This is a genomic window from Nonomuraea sp. NPDC049269 (assembly GCF_043197155.1).
Classification (GTDB): domain Bacteria; phylum Actinomycetota; class Actinomycetes; order Streptosporangiales; family Streptosporangiaceae; genus Nonomuraea.
Genome location: NZ_JBICSO010000001.1, coordinates 381,506 through 402,866 on the forward strand (window position 1 = coordinate 381,506; position 21,361 = coordinate 402,866).

Sequence of the window (21,361 nt, forward strand, 5' to 3'; positions counted from 1 at the left end):
CATGGTGTCCTTCCAGGTGTTCGGCCCGCTGGAGGCGTTGGCCGGAGGGCGGCCACTGCGCATCTCCGGCAGGAAGCCGCGCATGCTGCTGGCCACGCTGCTTCTCGACGCCAACCATCTCGTCAGCGCGGACCTGCTGGCCGAGGTGCTGTGGGAACGCCCGCCCCGCTCGGCGCAGGCGAACCTGCGCACCTACGCCAGCTCCCTGCGCTCATCTCTCGGCGCGCGCATCCGCGCCGAGGGCGCCGGCTACCTGATCGACGTCGCCCCCCAGGACCTCGATCTGCTGCGGTTCGAGCACCTGGTGGCTCGCCGCGACCCCGGCTCGCTGGCCGCCGCGCTCGCGCTGTGGCGCGGTGCGCCGCTGTCCGACCTGCCGGAGCATCCGCTGTGGACGCGCAGGCTCGCCCTCCTTCACGAGGTACGGCTGGCCGCCGCCCGCGAGCTGATCACCGCCCGCCTCGAACAGGGAGAGTACGGCGAGGCCGTCGCCCTGCTACGTCCCCTGTGCGCGGAACATCCCTTCCGCGAGGACCTGTGGGGGCAGCTCATGCTCGCCCTGCACTGGAGCGGCCGGCAAGCGGAGGCGCTGGCCTGCTACACCACGATCAGGCGGCAGCTGGTCACCGAACTGGGTGTGGAGCCGGGAGCGGGGCTGCGCGAGGCGCAGGCCAAGGTGCTCGACGGCGGCCCGCCGCCGGTCGTGGCCGCGGGCGCGGTGCGGGTGAGCGAGGCGGTCGTGCCCGTCCCCAGGCAGCTTCCCCCTGACGTGCCCGACTTCGTGGGCCGCGTCAACGAGTCGGTGGCGCTCGCGGGCCCGTTCTCCCTCGCGGTGATCTCGGGTCCGCCGGGCTCGGGCAAGAGCGCGCTGGCCGTACACAACGCCTACGCCCTCGCGGACCGGTTCCCCGCCGGGCAGCTGTTCCTCAGCCTGGCCGCCAACGACCCCGCCGACCTGCTCGCACAGGCGCTCAGGGCGATGGGCGCGGCCTCGATCCCCGACTCCCCCGCCGAACGCTCGGCTCTGTACCGCTCGATCCTCGCCGACCGCCCGATGCTCGTGGTGCTCGACGACGCCATGGACGCCTCGCAGGTACGGCCCCTGCTGCCGGGCCGCGGGCCGTCGGTGATCGTGACCAGCAGGACGAAGCTCACCGCGCTGCCCGGCGCGCTCCAGATCCAGCTGAAGCCGCTGTCGAGGTACGAGGCCGAAGATCTGCTGCGCGGGATCGTCGGCGAGGCCAGGACGGCGCGGGAGCCGGAGGCGGCCGCGGCGATCGTACGGGCGTGCGGGTTCGTGCCGCTGGCCGTACGGATCGCGGGGGCCCGGCTGGCGGCGCGGCCCGGCTGGCCGCTCGCGGTGTTCCAGAGCCGGCTCATGGACGAGCACCGCAGGATCGGCGAGCTGCGCATCGGCGACCTCGACGTGCGTACGGGCCTCGACCACAGCTACCGGGGCCTGCCGGGCGAGGCCGCCCGCGCCCTGCACACCCTCGGCAGGCTGAGCGGCGCGCCGATACCCGGCTGGGTGGTCGACGCCGTGCTCGACAGGCATCGCGCGGACGACGTCACCGACTCCCTCATGGACGCCGACCTGTTACGGCTGGTCGGCACCGACCGGCTCGGCCAGCCGCGCTACCAGCTTCCCGATCTGGTCCGATGTCACGCGCTCGAACAGGATCCCGATCCCGCCGCGCTCGCCAGGGTGGTCGCCGGATGGACCGCGACCACCGAGCTGGCCACCGCCAAGCTGCCGACGACGGTGTTCACCCTCAGCTCGGCCGCCGCGGAACGCTGGCTGCTGCCGCGCGGCACCCTCGACAGGCTCACCGCCGACCCGGTGGCCTGGTTCGAGGTCGAACACGGGGCGCTGGAGGACGCCGTGAGCCTGGCCGCGGCGGCCGGCATGGCCGAGCAGGCGTGGGGACTGGCCGCCGCGATGGTCCCCTACCTCGACCTTCGCTGCCACTTCGACACCTGGCAGCGCACCCACCGCACCGCGCTGGCGGCCGCCAGGGCCGCGGGCGACACCTACGGCGAGGCCGCCATGCTCCGCGGACTCGCGCAGGTCTGCCTCTACCAGGACCGCTACGCCGAGTCGGAGGAGATGTTCGCCCGCGCTCGCCGGGCCTTCCGCGAGTTCGGCGACACCCGGGCGGAGGCCACCTCCATCTGCGGGCTCGGCGCCGTCGCGCAGTTCCGCGGCCGGCATCCCATCGCGCTGTCGCATTTCCGGCGTGCCCTGGTGATGTTCGGCTCGACGGGCGATCTCAGCGGCGAGGCGTTCACCCGGCAGGCCATCGGCAGGGTCTGGCTGAAGTCCGGCGACCCCGTCCAGGCGGCGCGCTGGCTGGGGCAGGCGCTGCGCCTGGCCCAGGAGCTCGGCGACGTCCACCGCGAGGGCTGCGTGTCCATCCAGCTCGGCGGCCACCACGTCGAGCGCGCGCTGGAGATCTTCGAAAGCCTCGGCGACCCGCACTGCGGCGCCTACGCTCTGCAGCGGCTGGCGGGGCTCCAGGCCGCGCGCGGCGATCTCGTCCCCGCCTCCACGGGCCTCGAACGCTCGCGGGCGGTCTTCAAGCAGCTCGGCGACCGCAGCGGGCAGGCGTCCTCGGCCGAACTCCTCGGCGAGTTGCATCGCTCGGCGGGCCGGGCCGAGCTGGCCCGCGACTACCTGAGCGAGGCCGTGGCGCTCAGGGGCTCCCTCGCCGCGGAAGCCGTCTGACCAGCTCTCCTCCTGGTCGATCAGAGACCGTTGACGTCGACGACGGCCGCGGCGAAGGCCTGCGGCGCTTCCTGTGGCACGTTGTGCCCGATTCCGCGCAGGGTCCGATGCGCGTACTTGCCGGAGAACTTGCCGCGATAAACCGCGCCGTCCCCAGCGGGCGTGAAGGGATCGGACTCACCGTCCAGGGTGATCGTGGGTACGGCGATGACGGGGCCTTCGGCAAGCCGCTTTTCGAGCCGGTCATATCGTGGGTCACCTTCGGCCAGACTCAGCCGCCATCGGTAATTACCGATCACGATGCTGACGTAGTCCGGATTTTCGAAGGCCGCCGCGGTGCGATCGAACGTCGCATCATCGAAATCCCACGTCGGGGAGTTGAACTTCCAGATGAGCTTCGCCAAATCGTGCCGGTTCTCCTCGAGGCCGAGCCGGCCCCGCTCCGTGGCGAAGTAATACTGATACCACCACGCCCACTCGGCCTTCGGTGGCAGCGGTTTCCTGTTGCTCTCCCGGTTGGTGATCAGGTAGCCGGTCACGGAGACCAGGGCCTTGCAGCGCCGCGGCCAGAGCACCGCGATGATGTCCGCCGTCCGCGATCCCCAGTCGAAACCGGCGAGGGTCGCCTGCTCGATCTTGAGGGCGTCCAGCAAAGCGATGACATCGAGCGCGATCACCGCCTGCTGGGCGTTTCTGAATGTCTTGTCCGAGAGGAAACGCGTGGTGCCATGGCCGCGCAGATACGGGACGATCACCCGGTAGCCCTCCGCCGCCAGCAAAGGCGCGACGTCGACATAGCTGTGAATGTCATAGGGCCAGCCGTGCAGCAGGACGGCCGCGGGGCCATCGGCGGGACCCGCTTCGGCGTAGCCGACATTCAGGACGCCGGCGTTGATCTGCTTGAGCGGACCGAAGGACGTGTTCCTCAGCGCGGGCTCGTGGGGCGTTGCCGCCCAGGAGAGGCCGGGGCGGTTCCCGAGCAAGGCCGCGGCCGCTCCCGCGCCCACCATCTTGCCGAAAGCTCGTCTGTTGATCATCTGAGCCCTCCCTGGGGGCGCCACCTGAATCGCCTCGGTCGTCAGGGGCCGTAACCCGCCGAGACACCGGCGCCATGTCGCGTCAAGAGAGCGGGAGCGGCGCCTGTCGAATGTCCAGCGTACGCCTGCTACCAGGGACGATGTTCCCTACCTACTCCGTGTGGTGGGGGAACCCGATCCGCAGGACCACCGCGGCGACGACCAGCACCAGGGGGTGACGACGAGTGGTCCGAGGATCCGGCCGATGGAGTACCCGGCGGTCAGCAGGGCGACCGAGCGGGGAAACCGCAGGTGGGCGCCGGTGGCTACCGCCCGACCTGGTCCTGCGCCCGCTGACCGCACCGGAGGCCTACTGGACCTGGTCCCTGGTCTGGCGCCGCGGCGAAGTCCGCGCCGCCGTCCTGGCCGCCGTCGACGCCCTCACCGACGGGGGTCGGCGACCACGGAATCCACGCGCCGCACGCCTGGCTGCCCGACGGCGACCCGTACAAGTAGCAGGTCGCGATCACCACCGAGGGCGGGCCAACGCCACCACCGCCGAGGCGACGGTGGTGCCGCGTTCGGGCTCGGAGTACGGCTGGCTCAGCTGTGGATCAGGGCGGCGATGTCGTCGAACAGCCGCTTGTGGGCGGCGGCCGCTTCTGGAGAGGTCAGGTCCATGTTCTGGATGAAGCCGTGCTCCAGGCCAGGTTCTTGGCGGTGCACCACGTGCGCGCCGGCCTGCGCCAGTCGACGGGCGTAGGCGTCGCCTTCGTCGCGCAACGCGTCGTGTTCGGCGGTCACGATGAGCGTGTCGGGCATGCCGCGCAGATCTGGTGCCAGCAGCGGGCTGGCGGGTGCGCGGTCGGCGGGGTCCGGCGTCCAGCAGGCGATGGCCCCGGCGAGGAAGTCGGCGTCGAGCGAGTGACCGGTGCCCTTGTCGAGGACGCTGGGCTGCGCGAGCGTCAGATCGGTGTTGGGGCAGATCAGGATCTGCAGGCCGGGCAGGGGATCGCCGCCGTCGCGCAGTCGCAGGCACGCCATGGTCGCCAGATAACCACCCGAACTGTCGCCCGCCACCGCCGCCGGGCGCGCCCAGCGCAGCACCGCGGCCATGTCCTCGATGGCCGCCGGGCAGGGGTGCTCGGGCGCGAGCCGGTAGTCGACGGCCAGCACCTCCACGTCGCAGGCCTCGGCGATGCGCCGGCACGTGCGGTCATGGGTGTCGAGGTCGCCGAAGATGAAGGCGCCGCCGTGCGCGAACACCACCAGCGGTCGTGGCTGCTCGGCCGGCCGGTAGTGGCGCAGCGGGATGCCGTTCGGGCCGCGGAGATTCTCCACCTGGCTCAGATCGGGCCCCTTGGGCCGGTCAGCGCGTCGCCGACGTGAGTTTTCGCGGAGTTCTGCCACGTTCGGGTGGGTCATGGAGCGTCTCGTTCGATCGGAGGCAAGGGTGAGCAAGACTAGCCAGCGGCCACGCCCTTTACAAAGTAGATCTCCCGCCGTCCGGTCGGGCCGGACGGCGGGAGCACGCGGGTCGGTCTACTTCCTGCGGGACCTTTCGAGCGTGACGTCCAGGCGTGCGGCATTTCTGTACAGACCGGCGTCGATCAGGATGGCCTCGTTGACCACCCCGGTGTAGGCGCCGGAGCGTACGCCGTCGGGATGAGCCGCCACGATGGTCTTCCCCGGCGCGTAGTACCTCGCCTCGCGGATCGCCGCGGCCAGGTCGGAGTCGGAGCTGACCACCAGCGCCGCCTCGCACTCGCCGGTGCACAGGTCGCCGACCAGTTGGGCCGCCAGCCGCACGTCGACCTGCTTCTCCTTGAAGCTGCCGGTCTTGTCGTCGTACTTGGCCTGCCCCATGAACGGCTGGAACTGCTTGGCGTAGACGCTGATGGTGTCCTGCTCGAACTTCCGCTGATCCACCCCGGCCTGGCCGCTCAGCGCGGTGGTGAAGTACTTCACCTTGGTGAGCGTGCCGTTGTACTTCTTCAGCACCTGGTCGCACATCCTGACGACGTCCACGCGCCAGTAGTCCGGGCCCGCCGTCTCGCAGATCCCGTAGTACAGGTTGGCCGCGTCGATGTAGGCGATCCATCTGCTGCCGCTGTTCAGGACGGTGCTGGCCGCTCCGTATCCGGTAGCCATGGTCGTGTCCCCCTCGTTGCGATGAATGAGATGTACGGCCAGCCGGCCTGCCCGAGACCCCCAGGGGCGCGGCCGGCTCAACCGCAGACGCATCACAAACGTTGGCGATAGCAATGCATTGGACGGCTGATTGCCGCCCAGCAGAACACGAATCCGGCCCCGATTACCGCCGCATTACGGCAAGGCCGAGTCTCACTCCCGGTCCAGCTCATGCGACAACTGCTCCAGCTCCGCCCCTCCCGCCATCAACCCGGTCAGTTCCTCCCGCGTGATGTCCCCCTTGCCGTACTCGCCCAGGCTCGTCCCCCGGTTGAGCAGCAGGAACCGATCTCCCACCGGATAGGCATGGTGGGGATTGTGCGTGATGAACACCACGCCGAGCCCCCGGTCGCGGGCCCGGGCGATGTACCGCAGGACGACGCCCGCCTGCTTGACGCCCAGCGCCGAGGTGGGCTCGTCGAGGATGAGCACGCGGGCGCCGAAGTGGACGGCCCTGGCGATCGCCACCGACTGCCGCTCGCCACCGGACAGCGTGCCGACGGGCTGGTCGACGTCGCGGATGTCGATGCCCATGGCCCGCAGTTCCTCGCGGGCCACCCGGCGGGCGGTGGCCACGTCGAAGGCCAGGCCCTTGCGGGGTTCGGAGCCGAGGAAGAAGTTCCGCCAGACCGACATCAGGGGGATCATCGCCAGGTCCTGGTAGACGGTGGCGATGCCGCGATCCAGCGCCTCTCGCGGGCTGCCGAAGCGCACCTCGGAGCCGTCGACGAGGAACGACCCGGTGTCGTGCTGGTGCACCCCGGCGAGGATCTTGATGAGCGTCGACTTGCCGGCGCCGTTGTCGCCCAGGACGCAGGTGACCTCGCCCGCCTCGACGCTCATCGACACATCGCGCAGCGCCAGCACCGAGCCGAAGGCCTTGCCGATGTCGCGCGTCTGGATGATCAATGCTTCACCTCCTCGGCGTACCGCCGGACCAGGCGGTTGGCCAGTGTGGCCAGCAGGAGCATCGCGCCGAGGAAGAACTTGAACCAGTCGGCGTCCCAGCCCAGGAAGACGATGCCCTTGTCGGCCATGCCGAAGATCACCGCGCCGATGGCCGCGCCGATCGCCGAGCCGTACCCGCCCGTGAGCAGGCACCCGCCGATCACGGCGGCGATGATGTAGATGAACTCCTGCCCGATGCCGATGTTGGCCTGCACGGATGTGTACCGCAGGGCCAGGATCGAGCCGACCAGCCAGGCGGCGACCGCGGTCGTCATGAACAGCGCGATCTTGGTACGGGCGGCGGGCACGCCGACCGCGCGGGCGGCCTGCTCGTTGCCGCCGACCGCGAAGATCCAGTTGCCCACCCTGGACCGCATGAGCACCCAGGTCGCCGCGGCGGTGACGAACACCCACCACAGGATCGCCACGCGGAAGGAGGTGCCGCCGATCTCGATGGTGCCCGCGAAGATCGTCCGGGCGAGCTCGTAGCCCTGGGCCCTGCGCAGGCCGCTGACCTGGACGGTGCCGGTCAGCGCCTTGGTGACGCCCAGGTTGATGCCCTGCAGCATGAGGAACGTGCCGAGCGTCACGATGAAGCTGGGCAGCCGGGTCCTGGTGACGATCATCCCGTTGGCGAATCCGATGACCAGCGCGACGACCAGCCCGACGAGCATGGCCGTCCACACGTCGAAGCCGTAGCGGGTGGCGAGCGTGACCAGGATGAGCCCGGTCGTGCCGGTCAGCACGCCGGCCGACAGGTCGAACTCGCCGCCGATCATCAGCAGCGCGATCGCGACGGCCATGATGCCGAGTGTCGCGGCCGGGTCGAGCCAGTTCGCGATGCCGGCGGGTGACCGGAACACCGGCGACTGGGCGGCGAAGAACACGAACACCGCGATCAGGCCGACGACCGCGCCCAGTTCCGGGCGGATCAGCAGCCGGCGTGCCAGGCCGACCTTGCCGATCCGTTCGTCGGAGGAGACAGTGGGGGCGACGGTCATCGGGTGCCGGCTTCGGCCAGCTTGGCCACCTGCTCGGCGTTGTCCTTGGTCACGAAGCCGGGGCCGGTGTTGACCGGCAGGCCGCCGCCGACGGTGTTGAGGTTGTTCTTGTACAGGTAGAGGAAGACGATCGGCAGGTAGCCCTGCAGATACTGCTGCTGGTCCACGGCGAACAGGATGTCCCCGTCCTTGATCGCGCTCACCACGTCGCCCGACAGGTCGAACGTGCCCAGCTTGGTCTGCGTCCCGGCGTCCTTGATGGCGTCGCGGGCCGCGACGGCGACCGCCGGGTTGAGCGTGAGCACGCCATTGACCTGCTTGTCGGACTGGAGCTTGGCGGTGACCTTGGAGGTCACGTCCGCCAGGTTGCTCACGTCGACCTGCAGCCGCTCGACCGTGCCGCCGAGCGTGGCCTCGGCACCCTTGCACCGCTGGTCGAGGCCGACGTTGCCGGCCTCGTGGATGACGCACAGCAGCTTGGTGACACCGGCTGCCTTGAGCTGCTCGCCCGCGCCGCGCCCGGCCACCTCCTCGGACTGACCGACATGGGTGATGGCGCCGAACGCCTTGGAGGAGTCACCGCCGGAGTTGATCGTCACGACGGGGATCTTGGCGGCGACGGCCTTGCCGATGGACTCCTTGAGCGCGTCGGGGTTGGCCATGGACACCACCAGGCCGTCGACCTTCTCCGACACCGCCTGGTCGATGAGCTGCGACTGCTTGGCCGGGTCGCCGTCGCCCTGATAGGTGACCTTCGCGGCGTACTGCTTACCTGCGGCCTCGGCGCCGTTCTTGACCACGTCCCAGAAGGAGTCTCCGGGTCCGGCGTGGGTGATGACGGCGAAGGTGCCGCCACTCGCCGCGGCGGGCGCGGATCCGGCGGCGGGGGCACTGCTCTGCGCGCCGGGTTGCTGCGCCGAGGAGCAGCCGCTCAACGTCAGAGCGCCCAGCAACGCCACCACGATCGGGATTCGTCTCATCCGACACCTCCAAGACCAACGGGCTCGCCCTGGTTCTACCCCAATGTCATCTCTTTGTATAGACATGCGGACTAATGGTCTGATCATCTTTTGGCCGTGATGTCAGGACGTAAGATCGGCCCACACGCGCCCACGCAGATTAGTAGAACGGAATTATCTGTTCCCGTATGCTGGGCGCATGACCTCTGCACCGATGAGCGGCCGCAAGGCACAGGCCGCCCGCAACGACGAGTTGATCCTCCAGGCGGCACGGGCGGTGTTCACCGCCGACCCCGGTGCCCCGATCGCCTCCGTGGCCGAGCGGGCGGGCGTCGGGATCAGCGCCCTCTACCGGCGCTATCCCAGCAAGGAGACCCTGTTGCAGAAGCTCTGCTTCGACGGGCTGACGTTGTACATCGCCGCCGCGGAGAAGGCGATGGCCGACCAGGGCGACCCTTGGGACGCCTTCGCCACCTACATGCGGGAGATCGTCGACGCCGACACCCACTCTCTCACGATCGCGCTGGCCGGGACGTTCCAGCCGACGGAGGAGCTCTATCAGGCCGCCATGCGGGCCAGTGACCTGGCCATCCAGGTGCACGGCAAGGCGTCCGGGGCGGGGGTGCTCCGGCCGGACATCACGGTGTCGGACGTGGCGCTGCTGTTCGAGCAGCTCGCCTCGGTCAAGCTGGGCGACCACGGGCGCACCGAGCAGCTCAGGCACCGCTACCTGGCGCTGGTGCTCGACTCGCTGCGGCTGCCGCCGGACAAGCGGCCGCTGCCCGGCCCGCCGCCGGAGGACGCCGAGCTGCGGGCCCGCTGGGCGCCCGGCTCCGCCTAGTCCTCCCCCGCCTTCCACTTGAACAGGTACGACATCACGAAGCCGAGCAGCCCGGTGACCCCGGCCGCCACGGTCATCGCCATACCGAGGTTCGACACGGCGCCGGAGACCAGCCCCGGGTCACCGGCGACCAGGCCGGCGGCCTGGGCCAGCACCACCGCGACGCCGAGGGCGAGGAACACGACCAGCCCGATCTTGAAAAGGGTCATCGTCGCGCGCTTGAGGGTGTCCACTGCGAGGGTCCTTTCGATCAGATCGGCAGCACGCCGGTCGCCACCAGCACGCCGAGGGCCAGGACCGGGACGACGAACCAGATGATGAGCCGGGCGAAGATCCTGGCCGGGTCGATGCCGGCGATGCCGCTGGCGATGTAGATCGGGGCCGCGCCGGGGGGCGAGGCGCCCTCGGTGGAGGCGAAGATCATGATGGCGGTGGCCGCCGCCACCGGCGCGACTCCGGCCGCCGTCAGCGCGCTGAAGGCCACACCGCCGACGGCGGCGATCGTCGCGGTCCCGGTCAGCGGCGCCGCGATGATCACGATCAGCAGCCCGACCAGCGTGGCGATGACGACCGCCGGCGCGTCCAGCTCCTTCATGATCGCGGTGAGCTGGTCGACCAGGCCGAGCTCGCCCAGGCTGGCCGCGGCCGCGAAGGCGAAGAACAGCGTCGCGCCGATCACCGCGTACCGCGGGGCCATGTCGCCGAGCAGCTCGCTCCAGGCGCGCCCGGTGCGCGGCAGCCGCTTCCAGGCGACGGCGAGCGTGGCCAGCACGGTCAGCACGGGGATCCAGACGACGATGCTGATGTCGTCCGCGGCCTCGCCGACGCGTGATTCCATCCATTTGACGCCGAAGTCGAGCGTCAGGACCACCGGCACGGCGATGCCCGCGTACACCAGCAGCGACGCCCATCCGGCGCGCAGGGCGGCCCGCAGCGGGATCAGGTCGGCGGCGTCGGTGGCCTCGATGCGGTGGCGCCGCACCCAGACGAACACGACGATGAAGCGGTAGAGCACGGTCCACAGCCCGCCGACCAGCGCCGGCACGAACAACTGGTCGGCCGTCAGCACCGGCGCCACGGCGGCCGAGCCGAGCAGCAGGAACATCGACGAGCTCGGCGGGATCGAGATGCCCAGCCCGGCGTTGCCCGCCACCAGCGCGGCGGCCAGGTCGGGCCGCCAGTTGGACCTGGTCATCCACGGGATCGTCACCGACCCCACCGAGGCGGCGATGCCGGAGCCGGAGCCGGCGGGCCCGCCGAGCAGCGCCGCGGCCGAGGTGGAGACGTATCCGGCGCCGCCGCGCAGCCGCCCGAAGATCGAGTTGAGCACCGTCACCTGCTCCTGGATCAACCCCAGCTTGGTGAGCAGGTAGCCCATGAACACGAACGCCAGGGCGGCGAACACGACCTCCTCGGCCAGCGCGTCGGAGATGCCCGCCCAGGCCAGGCCGAAGAATCCGGTACCGCCGAACAGGCACACCCCGAGGAACCCGATGAGCATCGCCTCACCGATGTTGCGTTTCAGCACGCCGTTCCAGACGACGATGATGGCGATGTAGGCGAGGAGTGCCCAGACGGCGCTGCCCATGACGAAATTGCCTCCAATGGGGGGATGGTTAAGAAAAGTCCTCGGGCGCGAGGCGCTCGGCGAGGGCGAGGGTTCGGCGGGCCCTGGCGACGATCGGCGCGTCGACGAAGCGTCCGTCCGGCAGCGCGACGGCGCCTGCCCCGGCCCGCTCGGCCTCCTCGGCGGCCTGGACGATCTCGGTGGCCCGGTCCGTCTCCTCCCGCGTGGGGCTGAACGCCCGCCTGATCACCGGGATCTGGCGCGGATGGATGGCGGTCCTGCCGAACAGGCCGAGCGCGCGGCCCGCCCGGCAGGAGGCCGCCAGGCCCGCCTCGTCCTGGACATCGGGGTAGACCGACATCGGCACGGGCGGCAGGCCCGCGGCCGCGGCGGCCAGGACGACCTGGAGTCGCAGGTGGTTCATGGCCGTCTCGTCGGTGATCGACAGCTCGGCCGCCAGGTCCTGCTCGCCGAGCGCGACGCCCGCCACGGCCGGGTGGGCGGCGATGGTGTGGGCGGCGACGATCCCGGCCGCCGACTCCAGCAGCGCGTACGCCTTGACGGCCAGCCCGTCCAGCACGCCGGCCGACTCGACCTTGGGCAGCCGGACCGCGTCGAGCCCTGCCAGGCCACCGAGCGCGGCGAGGTCGTCCCGCCCGCGCCCGCTCGCCAGGTCGTTGATCCGGACGTGCACCTCGGCGGATCCGGTACGGCGCGCCAGGTAGGCGACGGCGTTGGCTCTGGCCTCGTCCTTGCGGGCGGGCACGACGGCGTCCTCCAGATCGATGATGACCACATCGGCCCCGGAGGCGACGGCCTTGTCGAACCGCTCGGGCCGGTCGCCGGGGACGTACAGCCAGGTGACGGGGACGCTCATGCGATCACCCCGTCCTCGCGCAGCCGGGCGATCTCCTCGGGACTGTAGGCGAGCTCGCCGAGCACCTGGTCGGTGTCGTGGCCGAGGCGCCGCCCCGGCCAGGTGACCGCGCCGGGCGTGTCCGACAGGCGGAACAGCACGTTCTGCATGGTGACCGAGCCCAGTTCCTCGTCCGGCACCTCGATGAAGGTGTCCAGAGCCGCGTACTGCGGGTCCTCGGCGATGTCGGAGACGTCGTAGATGGGGGCGATGGCCGCCTGGACCTCCTCGAAGCGGGCGACGACCTCTTCGGCGTCGCGTTCGGCGATCCAGGAGGCGACGGCCTCGTCGAGTTCGTCGACGTGCTGGACCCGGCCGTGGCCGCTGGCGAACCAGGGCTGCTCGACCAGGTCGGGCCGGCCGACCAGAGTGACCACGCGCTCGGCGATGGGCTGGGCGCTGGTGGAGATGGCCAGCCAGCGGCCGTCGCGGGTGCGGTAGGTGTTGCGCGGCGCGTTGCTGCTGGAGCGGTTGCCGGTGCGCTGGGGCACGACGCCGAGCGCCTTGAACGCGCTCATCTGCGGCCCGAGCAGGCCCAGGATCGGCTCGATGATGGCCATGTCGATGATCTGGCCGCGCCCGCTCTGCTCACGGGCGCGCAGGGCGACCATGACGGCGTACGACATGGCCAGCCCGGCGATGCCGTCGGCCAGGGCGAGCGGCGGCAGCGTGGGCGGGCCGTCCGGCTGGCCGGTCATGGCCGCGAACCCGCTCATCGCCTCGGCCAGCGTGCCGAAGCCGGGCTGCTTGGCCATCGGGCCGAACTGCCCGAAGCCGGTCATCCGCGCCACGATCAGGCGCGGGTTGATGTCCATGAGGTCGCCGGGGGCCAGGCCCCAGCGTTCCAGGGTGCCGGGGCGGAAGTTCTCGACCAGTACATCGGAACGCTCGACCAGGCGGCGCAGGATCTCCTGCCCTTCGGCGCGCGACAGGTCGACCGCGGCGGCGCGCTTGTTGCGCGACAGCGTCTTCCACCACAGGCCCACCCCGTCGACCGAGGCGCCGTGCCCGCGTGACGGGTCGCCGCGGCGGGGATGCTCGATCTTGATCACGTCGGCGCCGAAGTCACCGAGCATCATCGCGGCGGATGGCCCGGCGAACAACGTGGCGGCGTCGATGACCCGCAGGTCAGCGAGGGGAGTCATGAACATGTAACTTATAAGAAATATCTCATAGGTCAACCGTCGTCTTGAATTGCGGGACACTGATGGACATGCCGACCAGCGAGCCGCGGCCGCCCATGAGCAAGGCCGAATACGTCTACAGCGTGCTGCTCGACGAGATCCGCACGGCCAGGATCCCCGGTGGCACCGCCCTGCGCGCCGGGGCGGTGGCCCGCAGGCTGGGCGTCTCGGTCACCCCGGTCCGCGAAGCGCTGCGCAGGCTGGAGAAGGACCGGCTGATCAGCTACGAGGCCCATCACGGCGCGACCGTGGTCGACCTGGGCGACGAGGCGGTGGAGGAGTACTACGGCCTGCGCGCGGTCGTCGAGGGCCTGGGCGCCCGTCTGGCCGCCTCCCGGATCACCACCGCCGACCTGACCGGGCTGCGCGAGCTGCACGCCTCGATGGTCCGCGACGCCGAGGAGGGCAGAAACGACCGGCTGGGCGAGCAGAGCAGGCTCTTCCACCTGCGCATCGCCGACATCGGCGGCCCGGCCTTCCTCGGCCAGCACGCCAGAGCGGTGCGCGACAGCCTCCCCGTGCCCGCCGAGGCCTCACTGTGGCTCGACGCCGAGCAGGTCAAGATGCAGCTCGACGCGCACGAGGGCATCCTGGCCGCGCTCGACGGCGCCGACGGCGTCGCGGCCGAGCGCATCATGATCGAGCACGTCCGCCAGGCCGGCGACTTTCGCAAGGGGCACTGACCGGGCATCAGTGCTCACCTGATCCTGGCCACTCCCCCCAGCCAGCCCGTACGAGCCGGAGCGATCTCGACCTCGGTGCCGTCGGGACGCCACTGCGGCACCCAGACCAGCCCGGGATCCAGCAGGTCGAGGCCGTCGAACAGGGCCAGCGCCTGCTCACGGGTGCGCAGGTGCATGACCAGGCCGAGCTCACGATGACTGGCCGCCACCGCCCGGCGTACCGCGTCGTCGTAGCCGTCGAGGCTGATCACGGTCAGCCACAGGTGGCTGCCGGGCACCATGGCCGCGCGCAGCCTGGCGAGCTGGGCGGTGTCGCCGCCGGGGATCTCGTGCGTGGACAGCACGCCCACCACCACGGGCCGCTCCCAGTCCACGAACGTACGCACCACCGGGTCGTCCAGCAGGCCGGCCGGCCGCGACAGGTCGCAGCCGACGATCCTGACCCGGTCGGTGCCACGGCCGATGATCGCCTCGGCGTACGCCAGCATGTACGGGTCGCGCTCGGCGTAGACCACCCGGGCCATCGGGTAGATCTCATGGATGACCTCGTGGGCGTGGCCCTGGCCGGGCAGCCCGGTGCCGACCAGCACATACTGCTCGGCGCCTGCCTCGGCCAGGTGGCGGACCACCCGGCCCACGTGCTGGTGGTGCGCGACGAGCGCGGTGCCCGCGTCCGCGCTGATCCGCCGCGCCGCCCGGAGCGCCGCACGGTCGGCGGCGAAGTTCTGCTTGCCGCCCTGGGCGGCGTCGTACATCCGGGCCGTGCTGACACCCGCCAAGGACGTGACCGGGCTGTCGCCTTCGGTCGCCACGTCGCCTCCGTCGAGCCGCCTTGAAAAGTCCCATCCTCTCAGCCGGCGAGCGTCCCGCGGACCGTGTCGAGCACGTCGAAGGTGTCGTCCACGCGGAAGGCCGACACCGACAGCCGGGCGAACGCCTGCTGGTAGTCCTCCGCCTGCCGCCGGTCCTCGACGAGAACCGGCCCGTGCAGCAGGTGCAGCACCAGCATGTCGGGCCTGTCCCGCTCCGGGAAGCGCAGCAGGGTGAACGGCGCGCCGTGGTAGAGGTAGCCGGTGTCGGCGCTGGGCCGGGCGATCTGCACGGCGATGGTGGGCTGCTTGGTGGCCGAGACCAGCGCGTCCAGTTGCTCCAGCCGGTCGCCGGAGCGGGTCAGCGGCGGGTCGAGGAGCGCCTTGCGGTCGAGCACCGCCCACAGGTGCGGGCCGCCGGGCCGCTCGAGCAGCTCCTGCCTGCGCATGATGAGGTCGGCGCCGCCGTTGACCTGCTCGGGGGTGACGCCGGGGTGGTGGGCGGCGCGGACCGCGGCCTCGGCGTAGGCGCGGGTCTGCAGCAGCGCCGGGACGTGCTGTGGGCCGTAGGTGTAGATGACCTGCGCCTGGTCCTCCCGTTCGAGGAAGCCGGTCAGCCACAGCGGCACCCGCGGCGCGTCGAACCAGCCGGGCGGGCGCTCGCCGCGCAGCAGCGACAGCAACGCCCGCTCGTGCGCCTGCTCGCCGTACAGGGCCAGCAGGAGGCGCACGGTCGACTCGCGCGGCGCGACGAAGCCGTGTTCAATGCGGTAGATCGTGGAGGTGTTCAGCCCGGCCGCGTCGGCGGCCGCCTTCATCGACAGCCCACGCGCGCCGCGCAGGCACCGCAGCCGCTCGGCCACGACCTTCATATGCATACGGCGAGCCGCCCGCGCGACCGGCGAAAAGTTTCGCCTCTTCCTGGCTTGTTGTGACTAATCGACGGCTGATGCACGAGAGCCACCCTAGGCGATCTTCTCTCGCATGCATACGGCGCAGGTCGGCGCCCAGGTCACTTGCTGATCCGGGTCAGCTCGGTGGACCGCGCGATGAGCGCCGGACCGATCAGGGCGCCACTTCGGCGAGGACGGAGCCGCGCAGGTCGAAGCCGCCGACGCAGGCCAGATAGTCACCCTTCTCCAGCGGATCGCCGATGTAGACGCCGCCCGCCTGGCGTACCAGCAGGGCGCCCGCCGCCACGTCCCAAGGGCTGGAGTGCGTGCCGTACGCGGCGTCTGCCCACCCGGCGGCGACGTGCGCGAGCTTGAGCGCGGCGCTGCCCGGCCGACGCACCGCGGCGAACGACTCCAGGAAGCGGCCGTAGCGGTGCAGCGCCTGCTCGCCCTCGGCCGCCAGGTCCAGCGGCGTGGGATAGCTGGACAGCAGCATCGCCTCCCGGTCGGTCACCGCCCCCTTGCTGCGGATCGGCGTGCCGTTGCACCAGGCGCCCTCGGTGGAGGCGGTGAACTCGTCCTCGCGCACCGGGTCGTAGACGACGCCCGCCACCAGCTCGCCGTCCACCGCGGCGGCGATGGAGACGCAGAAGAAGGGCAGGCCGACGGCGAAGTTGGCGGTGCCGTCGATCGGGTCGACATACCAGCGCAGCTCGCCGGAGCCGGTGACACCGCCCTCCTCGCCCACGATCGCACTGTCTGGCCAATAGGCGGTGATGACGGCGCGGATCGTCTCCTCCGCGGCCCGGTCATGCTCGGTGACCGGATCGTGGAAGTCACGCTTGGTGGCGACCGGGGGCCGCGACCTGAACGCCTCGCGCAGCCTCGGTCCGACCGCCCTGGCCGCCTCCGAGGCGGTGCCGAGCAACCGTGTCACGTCCATGTCTCCTCCAATAGCTTCTCCATCAGGGCGAAGGCGTCGTCCACGACGGCCGTCGGGCGCTGTCGTACCCGGTACGGGATGCGGGCCGTGCTCTTCGAGGTCATCAGCACGGTCATGCCCACTCCGGCGCGCCGGCCGCAGACGACGTCTCTGTCGAGGTTGTCGCCGACGTACCAGGCGTCCGCCGGATCGACGCCGAGCGCGCGGGTGGCGATCCAGATCATCTCCGGGTTCGGCTTCCTGACGCCGGCCTCGTCGCTGTAGACCTGCTGCGCCACCTCGACGCCCCGGGCGGCCAGGAAGTCGCGGTGCACCACCCCGCACCGCGCGTTGCTCACCACCGCCACCGGCACCTGCCTGGCCCGGCAGGCGGCCAGTAACTCGGGGATGCCGGGACGCAGCTCGCAGTGCTGCCGCAGCTCGCCCATCCGCTTGCACAGGGCGGTGGCCTCGGCCGTCACCACGGCACGGGCGGCCTCGGGCCAGTCGGCGGCGACGAAGTCGCTCCAGAACTCGCGGTGCGTCAGCTCCCTGGGCGCTCGCGGCCTGGACATGGCGTCCTTCCAGCACTTGTCGGCCGCCACGCCCGCCCTGATGTCGATCTCCGCGTCGGCCGCGCCCAGCTCGGTACACCCGGCGCCGATCAACCGCCGGTGCACCTCCCCGGCCAGTTCGGCGGCCCACGACGGACGCGTGACGCCCTCGACGAGCACACCGCCGAAGTCCAGCAGCAGGGCCCTCATCGGCCGCTCCCCCTCCCCTTCGGACGCCGTCAGCGGGGCGGCCCACCGCTCCGAACGAAGGGGCGGGCGGCGAGCCAGCACCATTATGTCAAGACATGATGTCATATTTCTGAGCGGCGCTAATTGTCAGGACATTCTGACCTCGGTTAATCTGATCAGCATGACCGCGAACCTGGCGATCGAGCTGGACCGCTCCAGCCCTGTGCCGCTCTACTTCCAGGTGGCCGAGCAGATCGCCGAGGCGATCCGGCGAGGCGACCTGGCGCCCGGCTCCCGGCTGGACAACGAGATCCTGCTCGCCGACAAGCTGGGCCTGTCGAGGCCCACCATCCGCCAGGCCATCCAGTATCTGGTGGACAAGGGCCTGCTGGTCCGCAAGCGCGGCGTCGGCACCCAGGTGGTGCACGGCCAGGTCAAGCGCTCGGTCGAGCTCACCAGCCTGTACGACGACCTGCGCCGCGCGGGCCAGGAACCGGCGACCCAGGTCCTGGCCCTGGAGCCCCGGCCGGTGCCCGAGGAGATCGCCGCCATCCTCGGCGTCGAACCCGGCTCCGAGGTGCTCTACCTCGAACGGCTCCGCTTCGCCGCCGGTGAGCCGCTGGCCGTGCTCCACAACTGGCTGCCGCTGGGCCTGGCCCAGCTGACGGCGGCCGACCTGGAGGGGCGCGGCCTGTACGAGCTGCTGCGCGGCTCGGGTGTGCGGATGCGGGTCGCCAACCAGCGCATCGGCGCCCGCGCGGCCACCCAGGCCGAGGCCAAGCTGCTGGACGAACGGCGCGGCGCCCCGCTCCTCACCATGCTCCGCACCACCTACGACGACCAGGGCAGGGCCGTCGAGCACGGCTCACACGTCTATCGGGCCTCGCTCTACTCCCTCGAGGTCACCCTCATCGAGCGCTGAGGCGGCCCGCCGCTTGACGAACCAGGTGGTGGCGATGCCGCACAGCACCGCCGCCACCAGCCCCACCCACGAGAACCCCTTCAGCCACTTCTCGGCGACCACCCCGAGATAGAAGATCACCGCGGTGGTGCCGCCCGCCCAGACGATCCCGCCGAGCACGTTCGCGACCAGGAACCTCCAGTACGGCATGCGCAACGCCCCCGCCAGCGGACCGGCCAGGATGCGCAGCAACGCGATGAACCGCCCGACGAACACGGCCCACACCCCGAACCTGTCGAAGTAGTGCTCGGCCCTGCCGATGTGGCGGGGCCCGAAGTGCTTGGGGAATCGGCGCCCGAGCCGCTCGAACAGCGGCCTGCCGCCCTTGCGCCCGATGGCGTACCCGATGGAGTCGCCGACGATCGCCCCCGCGCTCGCGCAGACGCCCACCCACACCGGGCTGACGACCCCCTTGGCGGCCAGGAGCGCGGCACTGACCAGCACGATCTCGCCCGGCAGCGGGATGCCGAGGCTCTCGATCCCGATCACCAGGCCGACCAGAGCACAGAGCCACCCGGGCGGAATGGCCTGCAGCAGTTCGTCGATGTGCACTCGGCAACCCTAGCTCGGCGGGCGGCCCGGCGAACCACGGCGAACACCATCACGGAGAGTATCCCTGTCGTGCCAGACTGAAGCCGCTCACGTTCCCTAGGCCGGGGAAGGACGAAAAATGATGAGAAAGTCGCCAGCCGCCGTGGCGGCCATCGTGATCGGTGCCACGCTCGCGCTCTCCACCGGCACCGCCCTCGATGGAACAGCCCACGCCGTCGCCCGTGTGTGCGTGCCGTCCGACTACTACACCAGGGGCGACGTCGCCTACTACCACCACTGCGATCGCCGCACAGGCCTGGTGATGGTCGAGAGAGTGGACAACACACACGAGTGGACGTACTGCTCACGTCCCTGGGAGAACAGGCCGCTCGGCCCGGCCGACGAGATCTTGTGGGCTCACGTGATCGGCACCTGCCAGCAGTCGGCGATCGGGCCGCCGGCACGGCCCGGACACAAGGAAGGCAGAGCAGATGACAGATATTGAAATCTGTCATCTGTAATGCCATAGTGGTCAGCATGAGAACTCTGGGAGACAACGGACCACGGGTGTCCGATCTCGGCCTTGGCTGCATGGGCATGTCCGACCTCTACGGCCCGGCCGACGAGAGCGAGTCCATCGCCACCGTCCATGCCGCCCTCGACGCCGGCATCACCCTCCTCGACACCGGCGACTTCTACGGCATGGGCCACAACGAGCTGCTCATCCGGCAGGCGCTGGAAGGCCGCGACCGCGACTCCGTACAGATCAGCGTCAAGTTCGGCGCCCAGCGCGACTACGACGGCAACTGGCTCGGCTACGACGCCCGCCCGTCCGCCGTCAGGACCGCGCTCGCCTACACCCTGCGCCGCCTCGGCACCGACCACGTCGATGTGTACCGCCCCGCCAGAGTCGACCCGAGCGTCCCCATCGAGGAGACCGTCGGCGCCATCGCCGAGGAGGTCGCCAAGGGCCACGTCCGCCACATCGGCCTGTCGGAGGTGGGCGCCGAGACGATCAGGCGCGCGCACGCCGTCCACCCCATCAGCGACCTCCAGATCGAGTACTCCCTGCTGTCCAGGGGCATCGAGGCCGAGATCCTGCCCACCTGCCGCGAGCTGGGCATCGGCATCACCGCGTACGGCGTGCTGTCACGCGGGCTGCTGAGCGGCCACTGGTCGAAGGACCGCGCGCTGGCCGGCAACGACTTCCGCGCCGCCAGCCCCCGTTTCTCCGGCGACAACCTGGCGCACAACCTCACGCTCGTCGAAGCCCTCCGCGAGCTGGCCGAGGCCAAGGGGGCGACGGTCGCGCAACTGGCCATCGCCTGGGTCGGCGCGCGGGGCACCGACATCGTGCCGCTCGTCGGAGCTCGCCGCCGCGACCGCCTCGCCGAAGCCCTGGGCGCCCTCGACGTGACGCTCACGGCCGATGACCTGGCCCGCATCGAGGCCGCCATCCCCGCCGACGCCGCCGCCGGCGACCGCTACGCGGCTCCGCAGATGGCCCACCTGGACAGCGAGCACTGACAGAATTGGATATATGACAGATGGCATCCTGACGCCCGACCAGATCCTCACCGCGGCTCAGGACGTCCTCCGCCGGTACGGCCCCGCCAAGGCCACGGTCGTCGACGTCGCCCGGGCACTCGGGGTCAGTCACGGCAGCGTGTACCGGCACTTTCCCAGCAAGGCCGCGCTGCGGGAGGCAGTCACGCAGCGGTGGCTGGACGAGTCGCACACGCTGCTCACCGCCGTCATGGCGGCGGACGGGCCGGCCGATGTACGGCTCCGCGCGTGGCTGTCGGCGCTGTTCGCGGCCAAGCGCAAGAAGGCGCTCGACGACCCGGAGCTGTTCGCGACGTACACGGTGCTGGTGGGCGAGGCGAGTCAGGTGATCGAGCGGCACGTCGCGGACCTCGTGGGACAGCTCCAGCAGATCATCACCACCGGCTTGGCCAAGGGCGAACTCGTCACCCCGGACCCGGCCGCGACGGCGCGAGCGGTGTTCGACGCCACGATCCGCTTCCACGACCCCGTGCACGCGGCCGACTGGGACCAGCCGGGCATCGAGGACGCCTTCGACACGCTGTGCACACTCATCTGGCTGGGCCTCTGCCCGCGCTGACCGGGAGCTCATCCGCTCAGGGGCGATCCAAGCGCGATCACCAAGGTCCGCCAACTCGAACCCCACCGGCCCTCCGCTTCCCACGGTCGACCGACCACCCGCATCGAGCGGCGCCCAGAAAACCCGTCCACCCCGGAGGGGGCAAATGGGTCGATTGCGAAGGTTGCCCGCCTTGCCAACGACGCAGGTCAGTGTTGTTACGGAAGTGCGGTCATCATTTTCGGTTGTTATCACGACTCTGGCCTTGCGAGCAGCTACGGACTTGTACACTTCTTTCTGGAAGCACACGGCTACACAAAGTAATAATCCACACATCTGGTACAAATCGCATTTGCGATTCCTCGTGA

At 70.6% G+C, this 21,361-nt stretch carries 22 protein-coding genes; 7 read left to right on the forward strand and 15 right to left on the reverse strand.

The features are described from left to right. Nucleotide 1 precedes the first annotated feature (1 nt). Nucleotides 2-2,725, forward strand: coding sequence for a BTAD domain-containing putative transcriptional regulator (locus ACGFNP_RS01815; RefSeq protein WP_393313692.1), 2,724 nt, complete (start codon nt 2-4; stop codon nt 2,723-2,725). Nucleotides 2,726-2,745: 20 nt separating this feature from the next. On the opposite strand, the gene ACGFNP_RS01820 is transcribed toward ACGFNP_RS01815, so the two are convergent. The 6 genes from ACGFNP_RS01820 to ACGFNP_RS01845 all read right to left on the reverse strand — a co-directional run bounded on the left by ACGFNP_RS01820 (nt 2,746) and on the right by ACGFNP_RS01845 (nt 8,860). After that, a complete protein-coding gene (locus tag ACGFNP_RS01820) occupies nt 2,746-3,762 on the reverse strand; it encodes an alpha/beta fold hydrolase (RefSeq protein WP_393313695.1) in 1,017 nt (338 codons plus the stop codon). A gap of 582 nt (nt 3,763-4,344) precedes the next feature. After that, nucleotides 4,345-5,166, reverse strand: coding sequence for an alpha/beta hydrolase (locus ACGFNP_RS01825; RefSeq protein WP_393313698.1), 822 nt, complete (start codon nt 5,164-5,166; stop codon nt 4,345-4,347). A gap of 117 nt (nt 5,167-5,283) precedes the next feature. Beyond that, nucleotides 5,284-5,892, reverse strand: coding sequence for an NYN domain-containing protein (locus ACGFNP_RS01830; protein WP_393313701.1), 609 nt, complete (start codon nt 5,890-5,892; stop codon nt 5,284-5,286). 192 nt (nt 5,893-6,084) lie between these two features. Further along, on the reverse strand, nt 6,085-6,840 hold the full coding sequence (locus ACGFNP_RS01835; RefSeq protein WP_358333937.1) for an ATP-binding cassette domain-containing protein: 756 nt from the start codon (nt 6,838-6,840) through the stop codon (nt 6,085-6,087). Continuing rightward, the gene (locus tag ACGFNP_RS01840; protein WP_358333940.1) at nt 6,837-7,880 is read right to left on the reverse strand and encodes an ABC transporter permease; all 1,044 of its coding nucleotides are present in this window, start codon (nt 7,878-7,880) and stop codon (nt 6,837-6,839) included. The genes ACGFNP_RS01835 and ACGFNP_RS01840 overlap by 4 nt, the downstream gene beginning before the upstream one ends. Continuing rightward, nucleotides 7,877-8,860 carry a sugar ABC transporter substrate-binding protein gene (locus tag ACGFNP_RS01845; protein WP_393313704.1) on the reverse strand — a complete coding sequence of 328 codons (984 nt, stop codon included), beginning with the start codon at nt 8,858-8,860 and terminating at the stop codon, nt 7,877-7,879. Before ACGFNP_RS01845 ends, ACGFNP_RS01840 begins: the two co-directional genes overlap by 4 nt. A gap of 178 nt (nt 8,861-9,038) precedes the next feature. Between ACGFNP_RS01845 and ACGFNP_RS01850 the strand changes: the two genes are divergently transcribed. After that, nucleotides 9,039-9,680: a TetR/AcrR family transcriptional regulator gene (locus ACGFNP_RS01850; protein WP_393313707.1), complete on the forward strand. Its 642-nt coding sequence runs from the start codon at nt 9,039-9,041 to the stop codon at nt 9,678-9,680. Here ACGFNP_RS01850 and ACGFNP_RS01855 read toward each other — a convergent pair. From ACGFNP_RS01855 to ACGFNP_RS01870, 4 genes are read right to left on the reverse strand one after another with little or no spacing between them, the layout of a single operon-like run. Beyond that, the gene (locus ACGFNP_RS01855; RefSeq protein ID WP_393313710.1) at nt 9,677-9,913 is read right to left on the reverse strand and encodes a hypothetical protein; all 237 of its coding nucleotides are present in this window, start codon (nt 9,911-9,913) and stop codon (nt 9,677-9,679) included. The two genes, ACGFNP_RS01850 and ACGFNP_RS01855, sit on opposite strands and share 4 nt — an antisense overlap. A gap of 17 nt (nt 9,914-9,930) precedes the next feature. After that, a complete protein-coding gene (locus tag ACGFNP_RS01860) occupies nt 9,931-11,268 on the reverse strand; it encodes a TRAP transporter large permease subunit (RefSeq protein WP_393313713.1) in 1,338 nt (445 codons plus the stop codon). 28 nt (nt 11,269-11,296) lie between these two features. After that, complete coding sequence (locus ACGFNP_RS01865; protein ID WP_358333955.1) at nt 11,297-12,124, reverse strand: CoA ester lyase; 828 nt, start codon at nt 12,122-12,124, stop codon at nt 11,297-11,299. After that, a complete protein-coding gene (locus ACGFNP_RS01870) occupies nt 12,121-13,308 on the reverse strand; it encodes a CoA transferase (protein ID WP_358333958.1) in 1,188 nt (395 codons plus the stop codon). The genes ACGFNP_RS01865 and ACGFNP_RS01870 overlap by 4 nt, the downstream gene beginning before the upstream one ends. A 68-nt stretch (nt 13,309-13,376) precedes the next feature. On the opposite strand from ACGFNP_RS01870, the gene ACGFNP_RS01875 reads away from it, so the two are divergent. Then, nucleotides 13,377-14,030 carry a GntR family transcriptional regulator gene (locus ACGFNP_RS01875; RefSeq protein WP_393313716.1) on the forward strand — a complete coding sequence of 218 codons (654 nt, stop codon included), beginning with the start codon at nt 13,377-13,379 and terminating at the stop codon, nt 14,028-14,030. Between the two features lie 14 nt (nt 14,031-14,044). Here the strand turns inward: ACGFNP_RS01875 and ACGFNP_RS01880 are convergent, their stop codons facing one another. The 4 genes from ACGFNP_RS01880 to ACGFNP_RS01895 all read right to left on the reverse strand — a co-directional run bounded on the left by ACGFNP_RS01880 (nt 14,045) and on the right by ACGFNP_RS01895 (nt 17,418). Then, nucleotides 14,045-14,842: an SAM-dependent methyltransferase gene (locus ACGFNP_RS01880; protein ID WP_393313719.1), complete on the reverse strand. Its 798-nt coding sequence runs from the start codon at nt 14,840-14,842 to the stop codon at nt 14,045-14,047. Nucleotides 14,843-14,880: 38 nt separating this feature from the next. Further along, entirely contained in the window at nt 14,881-15,711 is an 831-nt protein-coding gene (locus ACGFNP_RS01885) for a helix-turn-helix domain-containing protein (protein ID WP_393313722.1), read from the reverse strand. A gap of 193 nt (nt 15,712-15,904) precedes the next feature. Then, nucleotides 15,905-16,675: an inositol monophosphatase family protein gene (locus tag ACGFNP_RS01890; RefSeq protein WP_393313725.1), complete on the reverse strand. Its 771-nt coding sequence runs from the start codon at nt 16,673-16,675 to the stop codon at nt 15,905-15,907. Then, a complete protein-coding gene (locus tag ACGFNP_RS01895) occupies nt 16,666-17,418 on the reverse strand; it encodes an HAD family hydrolase (RefSeq protein ID WP_393313728.1) in 753 nt (250 codons plus the stop codon). The genes ACGFNP_RS01890 and ACGFNP_RS01895 overlap by 10 nt, the downstream gene beginning before the upstream one ends. Before the next feature lie 160 nt (nt 17,419-17,578). On the opposite strand from ACGFNP_RS01895, the gene ACGFNP_RS01900 reads away from it, so the two are divergent. Beyond that, nucleotides 17,579-18,319 (forward strand): GntR family transcriptional regulator, encoded by a 741-nt coding sequence (locus ACGFNP_RS01900; RefSeq protein WP_358333973.1) that lies wholly within the window; start codon nt 17,579-17,581, stop codon nt 18,317-18,319. On the opposite strand, the gene ACGFNP_RS01905 is transcribed toward ACGFNP_RS01900, so the two are convergent. Further along, nucleotides 18,263-18,910 (reverse strand): DedA family protein, encoded by a 648-nt coding sequence (locus tag ACGFNP_RS01905; RefSeq protein ID WP_393313731.1) that lies wholly within the window; start codon nt 18,908-18,910, stop codon nt 18,263-18,265. The genes ACGFNP_RS01900 and ACGFNP_RS01905 overlap by 57 nt on opposite strands. Nucleotides 18,911-19,031: 121 nt before the next feature. On the opposite strand from ACGFNP_RS01905, the gene ACGFNP_RS01910 reads away from it, so the two are divergent. Genes ACGFNP_RS01910 through ACGFNP_RS01920 form a run of 3 tightly spaced genes read left to right on the forward strand, consistent with a single transcriptional unit; the run spans nt 19,032 to nt 21,014 of the window. Next, on the forward strand, nt 19,032-19,394 hold the full coding sequence (locus ACGFNP_RS01910; RefSeq protein ID WP_393313734.1) for a DUF6355 family natural product biosynthesis protein: 363 nt from the start codon (nt 19,032-19,034) through the stop codon (nt 19,392-19,394). Nucleotides 19,395-19,426: 32 nt separating this feature from the next. Then, nucleotides 19,427-20,416, forward strand: a complete 990-nt coding sequence (locus ACGFNP_RS01915; protein WP_358333982.1) for an aldo/keto reductase — start codon at nt 19,427-19,429, stop codon at nt 20,414-20,416. A 13-nt stretch (nt 20,417-20,429) separates the two neighbouring features. Then, nucleotides 20,430-21,014 (forward strand): TetR family transcriptional regulator, encoded by a 585-nt coding sequence (locus ACGFNP_RS01920; protein WP_358333984.1) that lies wholly within the window; start codon nt 20,430-20,432, stop codon nt 21,012-21,014. Nucleotides 21,015-21,361: the final 347 nt, after the last annotated feature.